This is a genomic window from Streptomyces sp. SID8352 (genome assembly GCF_009862265.1).
GTDB lineage: Bacteria > Actinomycetota > Actinomycetes > Streptomycetales > Streptomycetaceae > Streptomyces.
Genome location: NZ_WWGX01000035.1, coordinates 27,601 through 47,900, shown reverse-complemented (window position 1 = coordinate 47,900; position 20,300 = coordinate 27,601). Strand labels below are relative to the sequence as shown.

Below are 20,300 nucleotides of genomic sequence, written 5' to 3'. Positions count from 1 at the left end.
GGCCGGTGGCGTTCTCCCGCCCCGGCAGGACCCCGGGCGGGAAGGGCCGCCCGGGGTCTGGGCGGGAAGGGCCGCCCGCCGGGCCGGGCCCGTGCCGTCGGCCGTGCCGTCCGGTGGACGGGGTCCCCTGTCCCGTCCGGGACGCCCCTGTCCGCCGGTCCCGGCGTGCCGCGCCCGGGCGCGGCACGGGCCGGGACGAGTTGCGACGTTTGTCGAATGACTGCCCGTACGTCGCTCAATAGCATGACGACTCCCCATCAGCGAGGAATACGAGGGACGTTCCCATGGCAGCACATTCGTCACAGGAGACGCGCGCTCTGGCCATGGGAATCCTGGCCGAGGATCTGCAGTGCTCGGTGACCGTGGCGTGCCGTCTGCGGCAGCGGGGGCTGGAGCCGGTGATCGTCCGCGATCCCTCGACGGCGGTGGACGGTGCCGACGCCGTCGTCGTCGACCTCGACCTCCACCACGCGGGCCACGCGGCCACGGCGCTGATCGAGGAGTGGACGAACTGGCTGGAGTCGAGGGGGTGTTCGCGGCTGGAGGTCAAGCTCAACGCGGAACTGCGCGGCTCCCCCGACGCCCTGGTCGCCGGGATCGAGGGGTGTCACGACGGGAACGGCGTCCTGCTGGTGGTCCCCGCCTATCCGACGGCCGGCCGGGTGTGTGTGGACGGGCGGCTGCTGGCCCCGATGCCGGCGGGCAACGGTCTCGACGTCGATGTGCGCACCGCGGTGCGGATCGAGGACGCCGAGGTCGTGGGCCTGTCGGTGCTGAACCGGGGCGCGGAGGCGGTCACCGACCACGTCCGCGCGGCCCTGGCGCGCGGTACGCGCCGGTTCGTGCTGGACGGCACGGTCGAGACGCATCTCGGGGCCGCGGCGCAGGTCGCCTCGCGGCTGCACGAGGAGGGGCACCGGGTGGCCACGGCCAGTACCGGCGGGTGGCTGCGGTTCTATCCCGACCTCGGCCGGGACGGGTTCGTCGTGGTCGTCACCCCGGCCAACCACGAGACCGACCGGGCCCAGTTGCGGCGGCTCGCCGCCGCCTACGGGACCCGGGCGCTGATGACCACCGCGGCGGAGGCGCTGCGGTGGGGGCCGGTCGCGGCGCGGCAGGTCCTCGCCTCGCACCGGGTCCTCGCCCTGCACGAGACGGACCGGGACGATCCCGACCGCTGGGTCGTCGCCGAGCAGCTCGCGCGGGCGGTGCGGGGGCTGCTGGACGTCGCCTCCCAGGGGGACAACCGGTGCCTGGGGGCCGTCGTCAGCGGCGGCCTGACCACGACGGCGCTCGTGCGGGAGCTGGGGGGCACGAGTCTGAGCGCCGGGCTGGAGCTGGAACCGCTCTGCCCGGCGGCCCGTGTCGCCGGGGGCGCGTTCGACGGGCTGCGCCTGCTGAGCAAGGCCAGCGGCACGGGGTCGGAGGAGACCCTCCTGCGCATGACCCGCCAGATCCTCGGGACCTGACGCACCCGCCCGTCCCCGCCCCCATATTTCCGTTCCCCCGTTCCCCGATTTCTGTTCCCCGATTTCTACTTTCCGTTTCCGTTTTCCGTTTTCCCGTGAAAGGACGTCATCCCATGACCGTCGCGGAAGCCGGGCGCACCGCGCTCGTCCTCATCGACCTGCAGGGCTCCAACGCCGACCATCCGGTGCATCCGCACACCACGGACACCGTCCTGGAGCGCTGCGTCCGCCTGATCGAGGCGGCGCGGCGGGCCGGGAGCACCGTCGTGCACGTGCGGACGAGTTTCCTGCCCGACGAGTCCGACTCCCTCGGCGGGCGGCTGCTCACCGACATCGAGCGCCCCGCGCGCCCGGTGCGGCGGCCCGGGTGGGACCACTTCCTGCCCGGCATCGAGCCGCTGCCGACGGAGCCGGTGATCATCAAGCGGAGCTGGAACGCCTTCCACGGCTCCGACCTCGACCTGCAGTTGCGCCGCCGCGGGATCGACACCGTGGTGATGGCGGGCATCTCCACCGGCTTCGGGGTCGAGGGCACCGCCCGCGCGGCGTTCGACCACGCCTACAACGTGGTCTTCGTGCCGGAGGCGATGTCGGCCTACACCGCCGAGCAGCACGAGCACGCGGTGCGGGTCATGTTCCCGCAGCTCGGCCGGGTCCGTTCGCTGGACGAGGTCGTGGAGGGCCTCGTCCCCGCCGCCACCGCCGCGTCCTGAGAACCGTGCGAGAGGATCAGCGATGGACGAGTTCCTGAGTTACCGGGCCCTGGACCAGAGGGAGCGGCTGCGGCTGCCCGGCGGCAAGCGGGTCGCGGTGAACGTGGTGATGAACATCGAGCACTACGAGTACCTGCCGCCGGAGAACCCGCACCGCGACTACTTCTACCGGGTGCCCGCGAAGCCGGACAACGTCGGCTACTCCTTCCGGGACTTCGGCAACCGCGCCGGTTTCCGGCGCATGCTCCCGGTCCTGGACGACTCCCCCGTACAGGTCACCTGCTCGCTCAACTGCGAGGTGCTGCGCCTGTATCCGGAGATCTGCGACGCGATGACCGAGCGTGGCTGGAGCTTCATGAGCCACGGCACCTACAACAGCCGGCTCCTGTTCGGCGAGTCGGAGAGCGCGGAGCGGGAGTTCTACGACTACACGGTCTCCACCGTGCGGGAGCTCACCGGGTACCGCATGCGCGGCATGCTGGGCCCGTCGTTCAGCGCCACCCCCGCCACCTACCGCCTGATGGCGGAGGCCGGCATGACCTACACGACCGACTGGTTCATCGACGACCAGCCGTTCCGGCTGGACGGCCCGCTCGGCGGCGGCCTGGTCGGCGTGCCCTACTCCCGTGAGGTCAACGACGCCCTGCTGTTCCCGGGCTCGCCGATGTACGGCCTGGACAGCGACTACTTCGCGGCGATCGTGCGGTCGCAGTACGAGGTGCTGTCCGAGGAGGCGCAGCGGCACGACACCGCGTATGTGATGACCGTCGCGCTGCACCCCCTCTACATGGGCATCCCGCACCGGATCGGCCACCTGGCGCAGATGTTCGGTCACCTGGCCGAGCAGGACGACATCTGGTGGACCACGCCGGAGCGGATCGCCGCCCACGTCGACGAGATCGGATGGTGTTGACCATGCAGCTTGTCAGGCCGCTGCACGAGACCGACGGCGGGTCCCTGCCCGCCGCCAACCGGGGCTGGCCCGGCGGCGCGAAGCTGGGCGTGGTGGTGCTGATGCACCTCGACCACGTGCCCGCCCTTCCCGGCCCGGACGCCGGCATCCCGCCGTCGAGCGTGGCGCTGCGGGGCCCGTACCCGCGGATCATGGACGTGCACACCACGTCGCAGCACGAGTACGGGCTGCGGGTGGGGGTCTTCCGGATCCTCGACCTGCTGGACGAGCTGCGGATACCGGTGAGCGTGGCGGTCGACGCCCACAGCGCCCGGCACCGCCCGCGGCTGATGGAGCGGATCGGTGAGTCGGGTGCGGAGTTCGTCGCCCACGGGGTCGACGGGATCAGCATCCTGCACGACGGGATGGACCGCGAGGAGCAGCGTGCCCATCTCGCCGAGTCGGTCGGCGCGGTGGAGGAGTTCTGCGGGGTCCGCCCGACGGGCTGGAGCGGGCTGGACTACGCGCAGTCGACGACGGCCCTGGAGGACCTGGCGGAGCTGGGGATCCGGTGGACGGCGGACTGGCCCAACGACGAGGTGCCCAATGTCCTGGCCACCGCGCGGGGGGACGTGCTGAACATCCCGGTGTCGATCCATCTCGACGACGTCTTCTCCCATCTCAAGCGCGGCATCCCGATCGAGAAGTGGGCCGACAACATCGTGTCGTCGGCGCGGGTGCTGCTGGCGGAGGACGCCCCGCGGGACCGGACGCTGGTGCTGGGGCTCCATCCGTGGCTGATCGCCCAGCCGTTCCGGTTCGCGCATCTGCGCGAGGTGCTGCGGACGCTGCGCGGGCTGGACGGGCTGTGGTGGGCACGCGGCGCGGACGTGGCCGCGCACCTGGACGGAGAGAGGGACGAGCGATGAACCTGAACCTGCTCGCGCGGGAGCTGGGCGCCTCGGTGGTGGACTGCTCGGACGAGTTCTTCGGGGCCGCCGACGCACTGCTGCTGGCCGCCGATCCGCACCGGCCGGGCACCTACGGGCTGCGCGGCGCGGACGTCGACGGCTGGGAGAGCCGCCGGCACAATCCGGCGGACCACGACTGGGTGGTCGTGCGGGCCGCGCACCCGGGCCGGGTGGACGAGATCGTGCTGGAGACCACGGGGTTCCGTTTCAACGCGCCGCAGCACATCGGCGTCGACGTCGCCGACGCCCCGGACGGGCCCTGGCGGGAGATCCTGTCCGGCGCCGCGGTCGAGCCGAACTGCGTGAACACCTATCCGGTGGCCGACCCCGGGGGCTCGGCCGCGTTCGTGCGGCTGCGCATGTATCCCGACGGCGGGGTGGCGCGGCTGCGCGCGCACGGGGTCGTCGACGTGGAGCGCAGCGTCCCGCCGGCGGGCATCCGCCTGTCGGACGTACGGCTGGGGTGCCGGGTGCGGGCCTCGGAGGGCTCCTTCGGCAGCCCCTGGGCGGTGATCTCGCACGCGGTGCCCACGAGCACCCACGACGGGTGGGAGACCCCCCGGCGCTCCCGTGCCGACCGGCACTTCGTGGAGCTGTCGTGGCCCGACGCGGTGCGGCTGCACGCGCTCGAAGTGGTCGCCTCGCCGTTCCGGGGCAACTGCGCGGCCCAGATCGCCGTCGAGGTGCCCGACGGGCCGGCCTGGCGGGAGGCGGGGGTCTTCGACATCACCCCGGGGGCGACCTCGCCGGTCCGGTTCCCCTCCCCCCTCACCGCCCGGCGCGTGCGGGTGCGCGCACTGCCGGACGGCGGATTCTCCCGGCTCTGGTTCTACGGTGACCGGCTTTCCCTCGCACAGACCCACGTTCAGGAGGAACAATGAGGTTCAGACAGACCGGGGTCGCCGCTCTGGCCGGCATGATGCTGCTCGCATCGTGCTCATGGGGCTCGGGCGGGGCCAAGGACGACGGGGCGGGCACGGGCGGCGCGAAGGGATCGAAGACCCTCGTCTTCGGTGCCGCGGGCGCCCCCTCCCTCTTCGACCCGTTCTACACCTCGGACGGCGAGACCGCCCGGGTGAACAACCAGATGTACGAGGGCCTGCTGAGCCTGGTGCCCGGCACGGCGGACCCGGGCCCGGGCCTGGCCGTCAAGTGGGAGCAGAGCAAGGACGGCAAGCGCTGGACGTTCACGCTGCGTGAGGGCGTCTCCTTCCACGACGGCACGAAGTTCGACGCCGCGGCGGTCTGCGCGAACTTCGAGCGCTGGTACCACCAGCCCGAGGTCGCGCGCACCTCGGCGGTCAGCCACACCTGGGTCAACGACTTCGGCGGCTTCAAGGGCGACACCACGCCGTCGCTGTACTCCGGGTGCGAGACCGGGGGCGACCTGACGGTGGTCCTGCGCCTGAACGCGCCCAGCTCGAAGTTCCCGATGATCCTGGCGCACGGCACCTACGCGATGTCCAGCCCGGCGGCGATGGAGAAGTACGACGCCAACGACGTCAAGGCCAGCGGCGAGGGCTTCACCTTCCCCGCGTACGGCCGGCTGCACCCGACGGGGACCGGGCCGTTCAAGTTCGTCTCCTACGACGACTCGACGGGCACCGTCAAGCTCGCCCGCAACGACGGCTACTGGGGGGACAAGCCGAAGATCGGCGGGATCGAGTTCCGCACCATCCCCGACGAGACCGCCCGCCGCCAGGAGCTGGAGGCCGGGGCGATCCACGCCTACGACCTGCCCGCCCCCCGCGACTGGAAGAGCCTGCGGGACAACGGCTTCCAGGTGGTCGCCCGGCCGCCGTTCAACGTGATGTACCTCGGGCTGAACGCCAAGACCGTGCCCGCGCTGAAGGACCTGCGGGTCCGCCAGGCGATCGCCTGGGCGGTCAACAAGAAGCAGATCGTCGAGACGCTGCTGCCCGAGGGCTCGGAGACGGTCTCGCAGTTCGTCCCGCGCTCCGTCGAGGGCTACAACAAGGACGTCGAGGGGTATCCGTACAATCCCGGCAAGGCCCGCGAACTGCTCGCCGAGGCCGGCCATCCCAAGCTGAAGATCCAGCTCTGGTACCCCACCGAGGTGACCCGGCCGTACATGCCGGAGCCGAAACGTTTCTTTGATCTGATCAAGGCCGACCTGGAAGCCGTCGGGATCCAGGTGGAGCCGGTCGCCAAACCCTGGGCGGGCGGCTACCTCAGCGGCCGCGAGGCCGGCGAGGCGCCCGTCTACCTGCTCGGCACCACCGGCCACTACAACAGCGCGCAGAACTTCCTGGGGATCCTGTTCGGGGCGGTGGACAACGCCTTCGCCACCGGACTGCTCGGCTTCGGACAGCAGCTCGTCGACGACCTCGACGCCGCGGACCGCGAGGCCGACCCCAAGAAGCGGACCGCGAAGTACCTGGAGCTCAACCGCAGGATGTCGGAGGACTGGCTGCCGTCGATCCCGATCGCCAGCAGTCCCTCGGCCCTGGTGCTCAGCAGCCGGGTGCACGGTGTCGTCGCCAGCCCGGTCGGCGGCGAGCCGCTGGCCACCGCCACCTTCGGCGAGTAGCCCCACTCCGATGTGGGGCGTACGCCCCGGCGTACGCCCCACACCGATTGGACAGACATGTACAGATTCATCCTTCGAAGGACGGTCCAGGCGGGCGCGACGTTCCTGGCGCTGACGGCGATCCTCTTCGTCTGGCTGCGGAGCCTTCCCGGCGGACCGCTGGACGCGCTGCTCGGTGAGAACGCCAGTCCGCAGGACCGTGCGAAGCTCGTCGAGTCCCTCGGCCTGGACGAACCGGTCTGGACGCAGTACATCCGCTACCTCGGGCGGTTCTGGAACGGCGACCTCGGGGTGTCGACCGGCGTGTGGCGGGGTGCGCCGGTGACCGAGGTGCTCCTGACCCGGGCCCCGGCCACGGCCGAGCTCGCCCTGTGCGCCCTGGTCATCGGCACGGTCCTCGGTGTCTCGGTGGGCTACTGGGCCGCGACGCGGCGCGGTGTGTTCGACTTCGCCTTCCTCAGCCTCTCCGTGCTGGGGCTGGCCGTGCCGGTGTTCTTCACCGCGTTCGTCCTCAAGTACGTCTTCGCGGTCCGGGCCGGCTGGCTGCCCCCGTCGGGCAGGGCCGACCTCCAGGGGGTGATCCCCACACCGACCGGGCTGACGCTGTTCGACTCGCTGCTCGCCGGGGACGGGGCCGCCCTGCTGGAGAGCGTGCGGTACCTGACGCTGCCCACGGTCGCGCTGTCGATCATCCCGTTCGCCGTGATCTTCCGCCTGACCCGGGCCTCCGTCGCCGAGACGCTCCAGCAGGACTTCGTGCGCACCGCGACGGCCAAGGGCCTGCGGAACCGGACGATCGCCGGACGCCATGTGCTGCGCAACTCCCTGCTGCCGGTGATCACCGTGATCGGCCTGCAGGCCGGCGGGCTGTTCGCCGGGGCGGTCCTCACCGAGACCGTCTTCAACTACCGGGGGCTCGGGCAGTCGATGGCACTGGCCTTCACCACCCGCGACTACGCCGTGCTCCAGGCGCTGATCATGGCCGTCGCGGTGCTCTACCTGTTCGTGAACATCGTCGTCGACATCACCAACGCGCTGTGCGACCCGAGAGTGAGGATGCAATGACGTCGGCCCGAGGAGGGGACGCGCCGGCCGCCGGGGCGCGGGCGGTGCCGGCCGGACGCTCGTCCACGCGGACCCTGCAGCGGCTGCTGCGCCAGCCGGCCTTCGTGGTCGGGGCGGTGATCACCTGCGCCTTCGTCGTCCTGGCGGTGGCCGCCCCGCTGCTGGCACCGCACGACCCGGCCGCGCCGCTGCTGCTGGACCAGGTGCGGGCGCAGGCCAACCCGGTGCCCGGCCCGCAGGACGGCTTCCCGCTGGGCGCCGACCCCGCCGGGCGGGACCTGCTGTCCCGGCTGCTGGTGGGGGCCCGCCAGACACTGATCGTGGGGGTCCTGGCGACCCTGGGCGGGCTGCTGGGCGGGGTCGCCCTCGGCCTCCTGGCCGGGGTGTTCGCCGGGAAGACCGACACCCTGGTGATGCGGGTGGTCGACGTGATGCTCGCGATCCCCTCGCTGCTGATGGCCTTCTCCATCGCGGCGCTGTTCGCGCGGCCCAACGAGTGGACGCTCATCATCGCCATCGCCATCGTGCAGATACCCGTCTTCGCCCGCCTCATGCGCGGCTCGATGCTCGTGCAGCGCGGCACCGACCACGTGCTCGCCGCCCGCGCCCTGGGAGTGCGGCCCTCCGCGGTCGTCTTCCGCCACATGGTGCCCAACGCCATGGGCCCGGTGATCGTCCAGGGAACGCTGAGCCTGGCCGTGTCCATCCTGGACGCCGCGGCCCTGTCGTTCCTGGGGCTGGGCAACCCCGACGACGCCAGCCCGGAGTGGGGCCAGATGCTCGGCGGCGCGCAGCAGTACTTCAACTCCTATCCCCATCTCGCGATCTACCCCGCGCTGTGCATCATCGTCGTGGCCCTCGGCTTCACGCTCGCCGGCGAATCGCTCCGCGAGACCCTCGACCCGCGGACGCGGAGGTAGCGGTGACGAACCCAGGCACACACACGGCCCCTTCCCCAGGCGGGGGCAAGCTCCTGTCGGTGGAGGACCTCTCCGTCACCTTCACCCGGCCCGGGGCCGAGCCGTTCACCGCGGTCGACGGGGTGAGCTTCGACGTGGCGCCCGGCGAGGTCGTCGGCCTGGTCGGCGAGTCCGGCTGCGGCAAGTCGGTCACCTCGCTGGCCGTCATGGGGCTGCTGCCCCGGCGCGGGACACAGGTGCGGGGACGGGCCGTGTTCGACGGCACCGACCTGCTCACGCTGTCGGACGGGGCGCTGCGCGACCGGCGCGGCGCCGACCTCGCGATGATCTTCCAGGACCCGCTGTCCTCCCTCAACCCGGTGGTGCCGCTGGGCACCCAGGTCGCGGAGGTGATCCGGCGCCACCGGCGCACCGGCCGGGCGCAGGCGCTGCGCCGCGCGCAGGAGATGCTCGAACGGGTCGGCATCCCCGACCCGGGCCGCCGCATGCGCGAGTACCCGCACCAGGTGTCCGGCGGCATGCGCCAGCGGGTGCTGATCGCGACGGCCCTGGCCTGCGAGCCGCGGCTGCTGATCGCCGACGAGCCGACCACGGCCCTGGACGTGACCATCCAGGCGCAGATCCTCGCCCTGCTGAAGGAACTGGTCGTCGGCTCGGGCACCTCACTGATCATGATCACGCACGATCTGGGCGTGGTCGCGGGCCTGTGCGACTCGGTCAACGTGCTCTACGGCGGGCGGATCGTCGAACGGGCCGGCCGCTACGACCTGTTCGACGGGCCCCGCCACCCCTACACCGGGGGCCTGCTGGCGTCCGTGCCGAGGCTGGACGGCGGGCAGCAGCGCCTGCACTCGATCCCCGGCTCCGTCGCGGACAACATCCCCTGGTCGCAGGGGTGCGCCTTCGCGCCGCGCTGCGCCGCCGCCACCGGGCTGTGCCGGCGGGAGAGCCCGGTGTGGTCGGGGGAGGCCGGGCACCGGCTGCGCTGCCACCACCCCCTCCCGGCGGCGACGGCCGCACCGACGACCGGACCGAAGGAGCAGGCCCCATGACGGCACAGACCCCCCGAGCCCACCCGGACCCGTCCGGGGACCCGCTCCTGGAGGTGCGCGGGCTGAAGGTCCACTTCCCGATCCGCCGCGGTGTCCTGTTCAGCCGCACGGTCGGGCACGTGCACGCGGTGGACGGCGTCGACCTGCGGATCCACCGGGGCGAGACCTACGGACTGGTCGGGGAGTCCGGCTGCGGCAAGTCCACCTTCGGCAGGGCCGTGCTCCAGCTCACCCCCGTGACCGCCGGGGAGATCTTCTTCGGCGGGACGGACCTGCGCACCCTGCGCGGCGAAGCGCTCCGGCGGCAGCGGCGGCACCTGCAGATGGTGTTCCAGGACCCGCTGGGGAGCCTGGACCCGCGCCAGAGCGTGGAGCAGATGTTCCGCGAGGGGATGCGGGCCCACCGGCTGGCCGGGGAGGGCACCCCGGCACGGCTGCACGAACTGCTGGACTCGGTGGGCCTGCCGCGGACCGCGCTGGGCAAGTACCCGCACGAGTTCTCCGGGGGCCAGCGCCAGCGGATCGGCATCGCGCGGGCCCTGTCCGTCGAACCGCAGCTGATCGTCGCCGACGAACCGGTCAGCGCGCTGGACGTGTCCGTGCAGGCCCAGGTGATCAACCTGCTGGAGGACGTCCAGGAGCGGTTCGGGCTGACCTATCTGATCATCGCTCACGACCTCGCCGTGATCCGGCACGTCAGCGACCGGATCGGGGTGATGTACCTGGGCGGGCTCGTCGAGGAGGCCCCGTCCCGGGAACTGTTCGACGGGCCGCTGCACCCCTACACCCGTGCGCTGCTGTCCGCGGTGCCGCACCCCGACCCGCGCCAGGAGGACGGCCGGGAGCAGATCCTGCTGCACGGCGACCTCCCCAGCCCGGAGAACCCGCCGCCGGGCTGCCGCTTCAGCACCCGCTGCCCGTGGAAGCAGCCCTCGCGCTGCGACAGCGAGCGGCCCGCGCTGCGGACGGTCGAGGTGCCCGGGGCGGGCCCGGGGCACCGGGTGGCCTGCCACTGGGCCGAGCAGATCCACGCGGGCGGGATACGGCCCGCCGCCCCGTCCGCGTCCCCCGCCGTCCCGGCGGCCGCCGGGACCGCCGGAGCCGCGGGGGCCGCGGGGGCCGCGGGGGCCGCGGGGAACGGGGGCTGAGGATGGCGTCAGCGGTGCGGGGCTCTCCCCGCGGACGGGAGGAGCCGCGGTGAACGGACTCCTGGCCCAGCACCTCCAGGAACTGGTGCAGTCGCTGGCCGCGTCGCTGGACGTCCCGGTGGAGCTGACCGACCTCCATCTGCACCGCGTCGCCCGGTCCGTCCCGAACGCCTCACCGGACGACGTCCGCGCCGAGCCGGTCTCACCGCGCCATCTCGGGCTGAGCACCCGCGCGGTGACCCGGATCTCCGTGCCGGTGTACATCGGCGGCAGTGTGGAGCTGGGGGTGCCGTCGACGCTGGTGCTCCCGGTCAGCTCGCCGGGGTCGGCGCCGTCGCTGCTGCTCTGGATCACCTGTGCGCGGGGGCCGCTGTCCTCCGAGCGGGTGGAGAGCGTGAGCCGGATCGCCGAGGCGAGCGTGCACGCCCTGGAGGGTGCCGGGCTGCTCGTCCCGCCGGAGTGGGCCGACGACCACGTCGGGCGGGCCTTCGCGACGGGGGACCTGGAGACGCTGGACGTGCTGCTGGGCCGGGCGATCCGCGAGGGCCGGCTCCAGCACGACGACTCCTTCGTCTGCCTCGCCCTGTCCATGCCCGCCGCGATCGACGCCCGGTCGGCCGACCCCGCGACGCGGGGGCGCCTGGCGGCGCTGACCAACCGGTTCGCCGAGGCCCATCCGCGCAACCGGTGCCTGATCGCGTTCAGCGGGTCGGTCAGCTTCGCGCTCCTCGCGCCGTATCCGCGCGACGTGCACGACGCGCTGCCCGAACTCCTGGCGACGAAGGCCGCGGACCTCGTCTTCCGGTCACGGCCCCAGGGGGTGGACGTGCCGTGGCTGGTCGCGGCCAGCACCGTGGTCTCGGGCCGGGCCAGCGCGGCCGTGTGGCAGGCGCGGCAGAGCCTGGACCTGGGCGACAGCCTGGGCTGGAAGCACCAGGTGATCCGCTGGGACAGCACCGGGCACATGGCGGGGCTCGCGGCGGTGCCCACCAACATCCTGGCGCACCACTTCGTCAGCCCGCCGCTGAGGTGGCTGCTGGAGGACGAGTCGGCCGCCGCGCTCGTCGAGACGCTCCGGGCGTACCTCACCACGGCGGGCAACGTGAAGCAGGTCGCGGCCGACCTGTATCTGCACCGGGCGACGGTGTACCACCGGATCAGGAAGGTCGAGGAGCGCCTGGGCATCGACCTGTTCAGCGGCGGCGGGCGGCTGGAGGCGCACGCGGGGCTGCTCGCGGCGGACATCGTGGCGAGCCGGCTGGCCGTCGGGGACCGCGGCGGCACCCGCCGATGAGGCGGCGGCGGGCAGCATGGCGGCCGCGGCCAGGACGAGCAGCGCGGTGTAGGCCCGGGCGTGGGCGCGGTCGGTGATCCGCACCGGGCGGCGGCGCAGGACGGCGATCACCGGCAGGGCGCCGAGGAGCAGCGCGGTGGCGGCGCGGAGGTCGACGAGGCCCACCAGGTGGGGGTGCGCGGCGGCGGCGGGGGCGGCGGCCAGGGACACCGCGGTGGCCGGCAGGGCGATGGCGAGGGTGAGCGGGTTGGCCAGCGCGGTCGCCTCGCGCATCGGGTGCCCGGCCCTGCGCATCGCGGGGACGGTCATGACGCTGCCGCCCACGCCCAGGAGGGCCGCGAGGGCGCCGACGGGCGCGCCGAGGGCGGCCGGCAGGGGACGGCGGGGCGTGTCCGGGACCGCCCCCGAGGGGGCCGCGGCCCCGGCGGGGGTGTGCGGGCGCAGGAAGCCGGGGCGCAGGAGGACGTCGGCGAGGGTGAGGGCGAGGTAGGCGATGAAGGCCCAGCGGACCGGGGCGGCGGGGGCGAGGCGCGCGGCGGACGCGCCGGCCGCGGCGCCGGCGGCGAGCAGGAGGAGCAGGGGGGTGGCGCCGCGGAGCGCGAGGAGGGTCCGCCGTGGTGTGACGGCTGTCGCGAAGCCCGCGTTGACCACCATGACCAGGGCCGAGGTGGCGGTCGCCACCGGCATCGCGTCCGCGCCGAGGGAGGCGTCGGCCCAGACCACGACCGGCACGGTGACGAATCCGCCGCCGAACCCGAACAGCACCGTCGTCGCCCCGGTGAGGAGCCCGATCCCGGCCAGTGCCGCGATGTCCGCGGCCCACACGATGTCCACGGCGTCCACTCCACCAGTCCCGGCGGGGGTCCCGCATGCGATGCCCGGCCCCGTTGTTTCGCGTTCCGGCCCGTAGGGTGGCCGGATGAGGAACGTGTCCCTGGCCGAGGTCGACCACGCCGACCGGGCCGTCCTGCCGGTCGGCACCGACTATCCGCCCGGTCATCTGCTGGACTGGCACGAGCACCGGCGGGCCCAGTTCCTCCACGGGGCGACCGGGGTCATGGTCGTCGAGACCGCCCAGGGCACCTGGACCGTTCCGCCCGAGCGTGCCGTGCTGGTCCCGGCGGCCACCCGGCACCGGGTGCGGATGCTGGGGGTGAGCACCCGCAGCCTGTACGTCGAGCCGGGTGCCGTTCCCTGGTGGCCGGCCGTGTGCACGGTGGTGGACGTCCCGCCGCTGCTGCGGGAACTGCTGCGGGCGGCGGACGGGTTCGGGGCCGACTACAGCCTGTCCGGGCGGGAGGGGTGCGTCGCCGCTCTCCTCCTGCACGAGATCGCCGGGCTGACCCCGCTCCCGTTCCATGTCGCGATTCCCGCGGACGCCGCTCTCGCGGTGCTCTGCCGCGCGTACCTGGCCGAGCCGGACGCCGGGGTCACCAATGCCGCCTGGGCCGCGGGGGCGGCCATGAGCGAGCGGGCCCTCACCCGCCGCTTCCGCGCGCAGACCGGTGACAGCCCGGCCGCCTGGCGGGGCCGGGCCCGGCTGCTCGCGGCGGTGCCGCTGCTGCGGACCGCGCCGGTCAGCGAGGTCGGTGCCCGTCTCGGCTACTCCTCCCCCGCCGCGTTCACGGCCGCGTTCACGCGGGTCTTCGGGATGCCCCCGTCCCGTTTCGCCCGGGCCCGCGGCGGCGGGCCGTGACGGGAGCGGGCGGGGGCACGGCGGTGCCGGGGCGCGGGCCGCTGCGGGGCGGCCGTCCCGGTGCGCGGGTGAGGCGGCTTCGCCCGGGCCGGTCCGTGCGCGGTAGTGTGCGGACGCGTCGCCCGGAAACGGGGCGGGGTGTGCCGTTGGCGGTTTCCGGAGCCGAGGGGGTGGTACCGCGATGAGCGGTGATTCTCCCGGTCCGTGTGCCGTGCGGGGCCCACGTCCGCTGCCGTAAGGGGCGGGGGCGGTTCCCTGCCGCGCACGCGGTCCGTTCCGGTGTCCCCCGTCCGGCAGCGTCCCCCGAGGATCCGTCATGTCGCAGTCGTCCCCCTCCCCCGAGTCCGGCGCGGAGCCGGCCGAGTCGCTGCGGGAGGCCGTCGGGCAGCGGCGGCTGGAGGCCGCGCAGGAGTGGCTGGAGCGGCGTGCGCCGCATGTGATCGCCGACGAGCTGGCGCGGATGGACGCGGTGACCGCCGGGGTGGCGTTCCGGCTGCTGCCCAAGGACCGGGCGCTGGAGGTGTTCGAGGAGCTGGAGCCGGTCGACCAGCAGCCGATCCTGGAGGGGCTGCGGGACCGTTCCTTCCGGGATCTGATCGAGGGCATGGGGCCGGACGACCGGGCCAGGATGCTGCGGGAGGCGCCCGCGAAGGTCGTCAAGCGGGTGCTGGCGGGGCTGAGCCTGCACGAGCGCCGGATGACCTCGGCCCTGCTGGGCTATCCGGAGGGTTCCGTGGGCCGCTGCATGACCCCCGAGGTGGTCGCCCTGCCGCAGGCGCTGACCGTCGCGCAGGCGCTGCGGACCGTGCGGGCCAAGGGGCGGGAGGCGGAGACGGTGTACACGCTTCCGGTGGTGGACTCCGGGCGGCGGCTGACCGGTGTGGTGGAGCTGCGCGAGCTGGTGCTGAACGCGTCGGACACGATGGTGTGCGATCTGGTGGTGACCGAGCCGGCCTGCGCGTACGCCACCGACTCCGCCGAGTCCGCGGCCCGGCTGATGCAGGAGACCAACGACCTGAACCTGCCCGTCGTCGACAGTGAGGACCGGCTGGTGGGGCTGCTGACCATCGACGACGCCGTCGAGGTCATCGAGGCGGCGGACACGGAGGACGTCGCCCGGCAGGCGGGGGCGGCGCCGTGGGCGGGCCACTACATGGCGGCCTCGGTGTGGCAGCTGGCCCGCTACCGGGCGCTGTGGCTGAGCCTGCTGCTGGTCGCGGCGACCCTCACGGTCGGGGTGACCCGGGTGTTCGAGGCGACGCTGGAGGAGGTGGCCTCGCTCGCCCTGTTCATTCCGATGCTCATCGGGGCGGGCGGCAACGCCGGCGCGCAGGCCGCGACGGCCTGTGTGCGGGCCCTGGCGGTGGGCGAGGTGCGGGGCTCGGACCTGATGCGGGTGGTCTGGCGCGAGTGCCGGGTGGGTCTGGTGCTGGGGTCGCTGCTGGCGGTGCTGGGGCTGGCGGTGGGGGCGGTGTTCGTCGGCGGGGGGATCGCGGTGGTGCTGGGCATCACGCTCATCGTGGTGTGCGGGTGGGCGGCGACCATCGGGGGGACCATGCCGCTGCTGGCCCGGCGGCTGCGGATCGATCCGGCGGTCATCTCCGCGCCGATGGTGACGACGCTCGTGGACGCCACCGGCCTGATCATCTATTTCCTGACGGCGAAGGCCGTGCTGGGCGTCTGATCCCCGGTGCCGGACCGGGGAGCGGCCCGCCGGCCGGCGCGGTGCCGCCCGCCGCCGGGTCCGCCGGGTCCGGGGGGCCCGCCGGGTCCGGGGGGTCCGCCGGGTCCGGGGAGTCCGGGGGGCCCGGGGGGCCCGCCGGGTCCGGGGGGTCCGCCGGGTCCGGGGAGTCCGGGGGGCCCGGGGGGCCCGCCGGGTCCGGCGGGTCCGGGCGCACGGGGCCCGTCCCGGCCGGGGCGGGGCGGGTGCCGCCGGGGGCATCGGGAACGCCGGGGGCGTCGGTGGTGCCGGGGTCCGCCGGGTCTGCTGCCGCCCGCACCGGGCTCAGGGCAAACGGATCGTCCATCAGCCACCTGTAGCACGCGGTGCCGCGGAGGACGAGACGTCCCGCAGCGGTCCGGGCGCACGCCCGCGGCACTGCCGTCCGCGCGGCCCGCGGGTGCCCGGACGGCGTTCAACGCGTTCACGCCCGGGGGCCGGCCCGCCGGTGCGGTGCCCGGCGGCGGGCCGGTCGCGCGGGCTGCCCGGGGGCCGTCCGGAATATGCCCCGGGCATGCGCTCTTTTGCGTCGTTTTTTCCCGTGCGCGGCCGGGGTGCGGACGGCGTTCCCCCGCGCCGGCGCACGCCCGCCGCAGGCCGGCGGCCGGACCCGGCCGGGCGGCGGCGGCCGGGCCGTGACCGGATATGGGCGTGGGTGGTGCGCCGCCCGTCCGGTTCGCGTATCCAGTGGGACGTACAGGCGCGGGTACGTCACCTGTGCGGGCGGAAGGGGACCGTCATGCCGCAACGCGCTCCCAACGGGCGACTCGCCGTCCTCCTCGAAGCCACTTCCTGGAGCGCCGCGGACCTCGCCCGCGCGGTGAACTCGCTGGGGGCGGCCCAGGGGCTGCCGCTGCGCTACGACCGTACGGCCGTGGCGCACTGGCTCAGGGGGTCGCGGCCCCGTGACCCGGTGCCCGATCTGGTCGCCCAGGCGCTCAGTCTCCGGGCGGGCCGGCTGATCCCGGCCGAGGAGACCGGCCTCACCCGGCCCGGGGGGCTGCCCGGCGCCGACGTCCCCCCGCCCGGTGCCGGGGAGGAGGGGGGCGGGGGCATCACCCGGCTCGTCGCGCTGTGCGGCCAGGACGCCGACCCGGGGCAGCGGGCGTCCCTCATCGGCATCACCTACGCGCCGGCCGTGTGCCCTCCCCCGGGCCGGGGACCGGACGTGCCCCGCCCCGGCCCGCGGGACACCTCCCGTCCGTCGGCGGACGAGCAGTTCCTGGGCACCATGGTGGAGCTCTTCGCCGGCCTGGTCCGGACCCACGGCGGGGCCCGCCTGCGTTCGGCCCTGGCGGCCTGTCTGGCGGACAACGCGGCCCGGCTGGCGCCCGTTGCGGCCGGGGAGGCCGCCGACCCCCGGGTGCTGGGCCACTGCGGCAGGCTGACCCACCTGCTGGGCTCCATGACGGCCGACACCGCGCACCACGGTCTGGCCCACGAGTACTACACGCTGGCCCTGGAGCTGGCGCGCGAGAGCGGTGACCGGGCCGGCTACGCGATCACCCTGCGCGTCATGAGCGCCCAGGCCCTCAGCCTCGGCCACATCCGCCGGGCCCACAGCCTCGCCGACTCCGCCGTCCGCCACGCGGGGCGGGACGACCCGGCGGTGGCGGCCTTCGTCCTCGCCCAGCGCGGCCACACGCGCGCGGCCTGCCGCGACGAGAAGGGCGCGCTGAGCGATCTCGAGGCGAGCGGTGACGCCCACCGCCGGGCGGACGGCCGCGGCGGCGGCGCGTTCACGTCCTACCCGCGGGCGGGAATCGAGTACCGGCGGGCCCGCACACTGCAGGTGCTGCGGCGCCCGGAGGAGGCCGTCCACGCCTTCCGGTCCTCCGTCCAGCACCGGGACCCCGGCCAGCACCGCTCCTACGCCCTCACCCAGGCCCGTCTCGCGGAGGCGCTGGTGGCCGACGGCCGGCTCGAGGCCGCCTGCGCGCACTGGGACGTCTTCCTCGACCACTATCCGCATGTCGCCGGCTCCAACGCGGCCGGGCGCGCCCTGGCCCGGATGCTCCAGCAGGCCCGCAGCTTCCCGCGGCAGCGCCAGGCCATGGAGCTGATCGAGCGGGGCCGCTCCTTCCCGGACCGGCCGCCCCGGTACTGACCGGGGCGTGACCGCGGCCGTTGCCGCGGCGGGCCGGGCGCCGTCCGGTGCGGGCAGGCCGTCCGGTGCGGGCGGGCCGGGGATTCAACGCGTTCACGCCCCGGCCGTGCCCGGGCCTTCCGCCGCGGGAAGGGGGTCGGACTCACTGGAAGGGCTCGTGAAGACCGAGGGAGGACCCATGACGCCCGATCCCGCCGAAACACCCGGCTGTCTCTGTACCGCGCACACCGCGCTCGCGCCCGCGGCGCCGGCCCCGCACGGCGCCGGTTTCGATCCGCAGGCCGTCCGTGCCGACTTCCCCATCCTGGGGCGCACCGTCAACGGCGGCCGGCCCCTGGTCTACCTGGACAGCGCGGCCACTTCGCAAAAACCGCGGCTGGTCCTCGACGCGGAGAGGGACTTCTACACCCTCCACAACGCCAACGTGCACCGCAGCCACCACCAGCTGGCCAGGGAGGCGACCTGGCTGCTGGAGGCGGCCCGGGCCCGTATCGCCGCCTTCGTCGGAGCGCGGGCCGAGGAGATCGTCCTGGCCAAGAACGCGTCCGAGGCCCTCAACCTCGTCGCCTACGCGCTGGGCAACGCGAACCGCTCCGAGCGGGACCTGCGCTCGCTGGCCCTGGGGCCGGGCGACCGGGTCGTGATCACGGAGATGGAGCACCACTCCAATCTCATGCCCTGGCAGCAGCTGTGCCGCCGCACCGGTGCCGAGCTGGCCTGGCTCACCATCACGCCCGAGGGCCGCCTCGACCTCAGCCAGCTCGACGAGGTGGTGAACGAGCGGACCAAGGTGTTCGCCTTCACCCACCAGTCCAACGTGTACGGCACGGTCAACCCGGTCGACGTGCTCGTCAAGCGGGCCCGGGAGGTCGGCGCGCTCACCGTCCTGGACGCCTGCCAGTCGGTGCCGCACTTCCCCGTCGACGTCGGCGCGCTCGGGGTCGACTTCCTGGCGTTCTCCGGGCACAAGATGTGCGGACCCACCGGGATCGGGGTGCTGTGGGGGCGCGGGGACCTGCTGCGTGCCCTTCCCCCGTTCCTGACCGGGGGCGAGATGAACGACGCCGTGAGCATGGAGGGCTCCACCTACGCGGCACCGCCCCAGCGTTTCGAGGCCGGCACCCCCGTCATCGCGCAGGCGGTGGGGCTCGGCGCGGCCTGCGCCTACCTGGACCGCGTCGGGATGCGGCAGATCGCACGGCACAGCGAGCGTCTGACCGCCCATGCCCTGGACGCCCTCGGGTCCGTCAAGGGCCTGCGCATCGTCGGTCCGGGTGACGCCGCCGACCGCGGGCCGGTGTTCTCCTTCGCCCTGCCCGACCGGTTCCCCGAGGACATCGGGGAGTTCCTCGACGCCCGCGGCATCGCCATCCGGGTGGGTCACCTGTGCGCCCGGCCCGCCTGTGTGCGCTTCGGGCTGCCCGCCACCACCCGGGCCTCGTTCTACGCGTACACGACCACCGACGAGGTCGACACCTTCGTCCGTGCCCTGGCCGAGCTCACCGAACCCGCCCTGTACGCGGTCCCGGAGCCGGGCGGGCCGGCGGCCGGGAAGGAGGAGGAGACGGCTTCGCGGGAGCTGCCCCGCCCCGCGGTGCCGGCCGCGGCCGGTGCCGCCCCGGCGGCCGGGTCGGTGTCCGGGGCGGCCGAGTTCCTCGACCGGGTCCTGGGGGACGCCGCGACGGCCGCCACCGGACTGGCCGTCTCCCTCGGTGACCGCCTGGGCCTGTACCGGGCGCTGGCCGGCAGCGGCCCCATGACGGCCGCCCTGCTCGCCGCCCGCACGGGCACGCACGAGGTCTACGTCCAGGAGTGGCTGCACACCCAGGTCGGCTCGGGATACGTCCTCCAGACGCGGGACAGCGCCGGGGGGCGGCCCGCCTACCTGCTCCCCGACCCGCACGCCGAGGTCCTCGCGGACTCCGAGGCGCCCACCTCGGGGGTGGGCATCTTCGCCTCCCTGAGGACGCTCTACCACGTCGAGGACCGGCTCGCCGACTGCTTCCGCACCGGGGACGGTGTGGACTGGGGCGAGTACCCGCCCCAGATGTTCCGCGCCATCGCCCGCTTCTTCCGCCCCGCCTACCGGGCGAACATCGTGGACAAGTGGCTGCCCGCCCTGGACGGCATGACACGGCGTCTGGAGAGCGGGGCCCGGGTCGCGGACATCGGCTGCGGGGTCGGCTACTCGACGCTCCTGATGGCCCGGGCCTTTCCCCGGTCGGTCTTCCACGGCTACGACTACCACCAGCCGTCAGTCGACCACGCGCGCGTCATCGCCGAGGACCGCGGGCTCGACGACCGGGCCTCCTTCCGCACCCTGGCCGCCGCCGGCCTCGACGCCGCCGACGTCGGCCGGTACGACCTGGTCACCTTCTTCAACTGCCTCCATGACATGGGCGATCCGCTGGGGGCCCTGGAAGGGGCCCGGCGGATCCTGGAGCCCGACGGGGCGGTCATGCTCGTCGAGCCCAACGCGGAAGCCGACCCGGCCCGCAACACCCATCCCACCGGACGGCTGTTCATGAGCCTGTCCACGGCGCTGTGCCTGCCCGCGGCCGTCGCCCAGCGCGGGCCCCTGGCGCTGGGCAACCACGCCGGGGAGGAGGCGCTGCGCTCACTCGCCGAGACCGCCGGGTTCACCGGCTGGCGGCGCGCGGCCGAGACCCCGCGCAGCGCGGTGTACGAGATCAGGCTCTGAC

Annotated in this window: 15 protein-coding genes and 1 pseudogene; 15 read left to right on the top strand and 1 reads right to left on the bottom strand. The window is 74.1% G+C overall.

Going from position 1 to position 20,300, the window contains the following annotated elements:
* Positions 1-284: 284 nt before the first annotated feature.
* The 11 genes from GTY84_RS11735 to GTY84_RS34910 all read left to right on the top strand — a co-directional run bounded on the left by GTY84_RS11735 (position 285) and on the right by GTY84_RS34910 (position 12,075).
* Positions 285-1,469, top strand: a complete 1,185-nt coding sequence (locus GTY84_RS11735; RefSeq protein ID WP_161226123.1) for a four-carbon acid sugar kinase family protein — start codon at positions 285-287, stop codon at positions 1,467-1,469.
* Between the two features lie 113 nt (positions 1,470-1,582).
* Positions 1,583-2,182, top strand: a complete 600-nt coding sequence (locus tag GTY84_RS11730; protein WP_161226122.1) for an isochorismatase family protein — start codon at positions 1,583-1,585, stop codon at positions 2,180-2,182.
* A 22-nt stretch (positions 2,183-2,204) separates the two neighbouring features.
* Entirely contained in the window at positions 2,205-3,095 is an 891-nt protein-coding gene (locus tag GTY84_RS11725; protein ID WP_161226121.1) for a polysaccharide deacetylase family protein, read from the top strand.
* A 2-nt stretch (positions 3,096-3,097) separates the two neighbouring features.
* On the top strand, positions 3,098-4,003 hold the full coding sequence (locus tag GTY84_RS11720) for a polysaccharide deacetylase family protein (protein WP_161226120.1): 906 nt from the start codon (positions 3,098-3,100) through the stop codon (positions 4,001-4,003).
* Complete coding sequence (locus GTY84_RS11715; RefSeq protein ID WP_161226119.1) at positions 4,000-4,926, top strand: hypothetical protein; 927 nt, start codon at positions 4,000-4,002, stop codon at positions 4,924-4,926. The genes GTY84_RS11720 and GTY84_RS11715 overlap by 4 nt, the downstream gene beginning before the upstream one ends.
* Entirely contained in the window at positions 4,923-6,596 is a 1,674-nt protein-coding gene (locus GTY84_RS11710; RefSeq protein WP_161226118.1) for an ABC transporter substrate-binding protein, read from the top strand. Before GTY84_RS11715 ends, GTY84_RS11710 begins: the two co-directional genes overlap by 4 nt.
* Before the next feature lie 57 nt (positions 6,597-6,653).
* Positions 6,654-7,661 carry an ABC transporter permease gene (locus GTY84_RS11705; RefSeq protein ID WP_161226117.1) on the top strand — a complete coding sequence of 336 codons (1,008 nt, stop codon included), beginning with the start codon at positions 6,654-6,656 and terminating at the stop codon, positions 7,659-7,661.
* Positions 7,658-8,581: an ABC transporter permease gene (locus tag GTY84_RS11700; protein ID WP_161226116.1), complete on the top strand. Its 924-nt coding sequence runs from the start codon at positions 7,658-7,660 to the stop codon at positions 8,579-8,581. The genes GTY84_RS11705 and GTY84_RS11700 overlap by 4 nt, the downstream gene beginning before the upstream one ends.
* Before the next feature lie 59 nt (positions 8,582-8,640).
* The gene (locus GTY84_RS11695; RefSeq protein WP_345943411.1) at positions 8,641-9,633 is read left to right on the top strand and encodes an ABC transporter ATP-binding protein; all 993 of its coding nucleotides are present in this window, start codon (positions 8,641-8,643) and stop codon (positions 9,631-9,633) included.
* The gene (locus GTY84_RS11690) at positions 9,630-10,781 is read left to right on the top strand and encodes an ABC transporter ATP-binding protein (protein ID WP_161226114.1); all 1,152 of its coding nucleotides are present in this window, start codon (positions 9,630-9,632) and stop codon (positions 10,779-10,781) included. Before GTY84_RS11695 ends, GTY84_RS11690 begins: the two co-directional genes overlap by 4 nt.
* A gap of 49 nt (positions 10,782-10,830) precedes the next feature.
* Positions 10,831-12,075 (top strand): helix-turn-helix domain-containing protein, encoded by a 1,245-nt coding sequence (locus tag GTY84_RS34910; RefSeq protein ID WP_161226113.1) that lies wholly within the window; start codon positions 10,831-10,833, stop codon positions 12,073-12,075.
* A gap of 15 nt (positions 12,076-12,090) precedes the next feature.
* Here the strand turns inward: GTY84_RS34910 and GTY84_RS11680 are convergent.
* A pseudogene (locus GTY84_RS11680) lies at positions 12,091-12,900 on the bottom strand (sulfite exporter TauE/SafE family protein); the annotation flags it as partial.
* Between the two features lie 94 nt (positions 12,901-12,994).
* On the opposite strand from GTY84_RS11680, the gene GTY84_RS11675 reads away from it, so the two are divergent.
* The 4 genes from GTY84_RS11675 (at position 12,995) to GTY84_RS34905 (ending at position 20,299) form a co-directional block, all read left to right on the top strand.
* On the top strand, positions 12,995-13,771 hold the full coding sequence (locus GTY84_RS11675; RefSeq protein ID WP_161226112.1) for a helix-turn-helix transcriptional regulator: 777 nt from the start codon (positions 12,995-12,997) through the stop codon (positions 13,769-13,771).
* 316 nt (positions 13,772-14,087) lie between these two features.
* The gene (gene mgtE, locus GTY84_RS11670) at positions 14,088-15,455 is read left to right on the top strand and encodes a magnesium transporter (protein WP_161226111.1); all 1,368 of its coding nucleotides are present in this window, start codon (positions 14,088-14,090) and stop codon (positions 15,453-15,455) included.
* Positions 15,456-16,230: 775 nt separating this feature from the next.
* Positions 16,231-17,598 (top strand): hypothetical protein, encoded by a 1,368-nt coding sequence (locus tag GTY84_RS11665; protein WP_161226110.1) that lies wholly within the window; start codon positions 16,231-16,233, stop codon positions 17,596-17,598.
* Positions 17,599-17,776: 178 nt separating this feature from the next.
* Positions 17,777-20,299 carry a SufS family cysteine desulfurase gene (locus tag GTY84_RS34905; RefSeq protein WP_161226109.1) on the top strand — a complete coding sequence of 841 codons (2,523 nt, stop codon included), beginning with the start codon at positions 17,777-17,779 and terminating at the stop codon, positions 20,297-20,299.
* Position 20,300: the final 1 nt, after the last annotated feature.

Bases quoted from the DNA above. Each gene is read 5' to 3' on its own strand.
- GTY84_RS11720 (WP_161226120.1), top strand. From the start codon at position 3,098: ATGCAGCTTGTCAGGCCGCTGCACGAGACCGACGGCGGGTCCCTGCCC.
- GTY84_RS11705 (WP_161226117.1), top strand. From the start codon at position 6,654: ATGTACAGATTCATCCTTCGAAGGACGGTCCAGGCGGGCGCGACGTTC.
- GTY84_RS11710 (WP_161226118.1), top strand. From the start codon at position 4,923: ATGAGGTTCAGACAGACCGGGGTCGCCGCTCTGGCCGGCATGATGCTG.
- GTY84_RS11730 (WP_161226122.1), top strand. From the start codon at position 1,583: ATGACCGTCGCGGAAGCCGGGCGCACCGCGCTCGTCCTCATCGACCTG.
- GTY84_RS11715 (WP_161226119.1), top strand. From the start codon at position 4,000: ATGAACCTGAACCTGCTCGCGCGGGAGCTGGGCGCCTCGGTGGTGGAC.
- GTY84_RS11725 (WP_161226121.1), top strand. From the start codon at position 2,205: ATGGACGAGTTCCTGAGTTACCGGGCCCTGGACCAGAGGGAGCGGCTG.
- GTY84_RS11700 (WP_161226116.1), top strand. From the start codon at position 7,658: ATGACGTCGGCCCGAGGAGGGGACGCGCCGGCCGCCGGGGCGCGGGCG.
- GTY84_RS11675 (WP_161226112.1), top strand. From the start codon at position 12,995: ATGAGGAACGTGTCCCTGGCCGAGGTCGACCACGCCGACCGGGCCGTC.
- GTY84_RS11665 (WP_161226110.1), top strand. From the start codon at position 16,231: ATGCCGCAACGCGCTCCCAACGGGCGACTCGCCGTCCTCCTCGAAGCC.
- mgtE (WP_161226111.1), top strand. From the start codon at position 14,088: ATGTCGCAGTCGTCCCCCTCCCCCGAGTCCGGCGCGGAGCCGGCCGAG.
- GTY84_RS11735 (WP_161226123.1), top strand. From the start codon at position 285: ATGGCAGCACATTCGTCACAGGAGACGCGCGCTCTGGCCATGGGAATC.
- GTY84_RS34905 (WP_161226109.1), top strand. From the start codon at position 17,777: ATGACGCCCGATCCCGCCGAAACACCCGGCTGTCTCTGTACCGCGCAC.
- GTY84_RS11690 (WP_161226114.1), top strand. From the start codon at position 9,630: ATGACGGCACAGACCCCCCGAGCCCACCCGGACCCGTCCGGGGACCCG.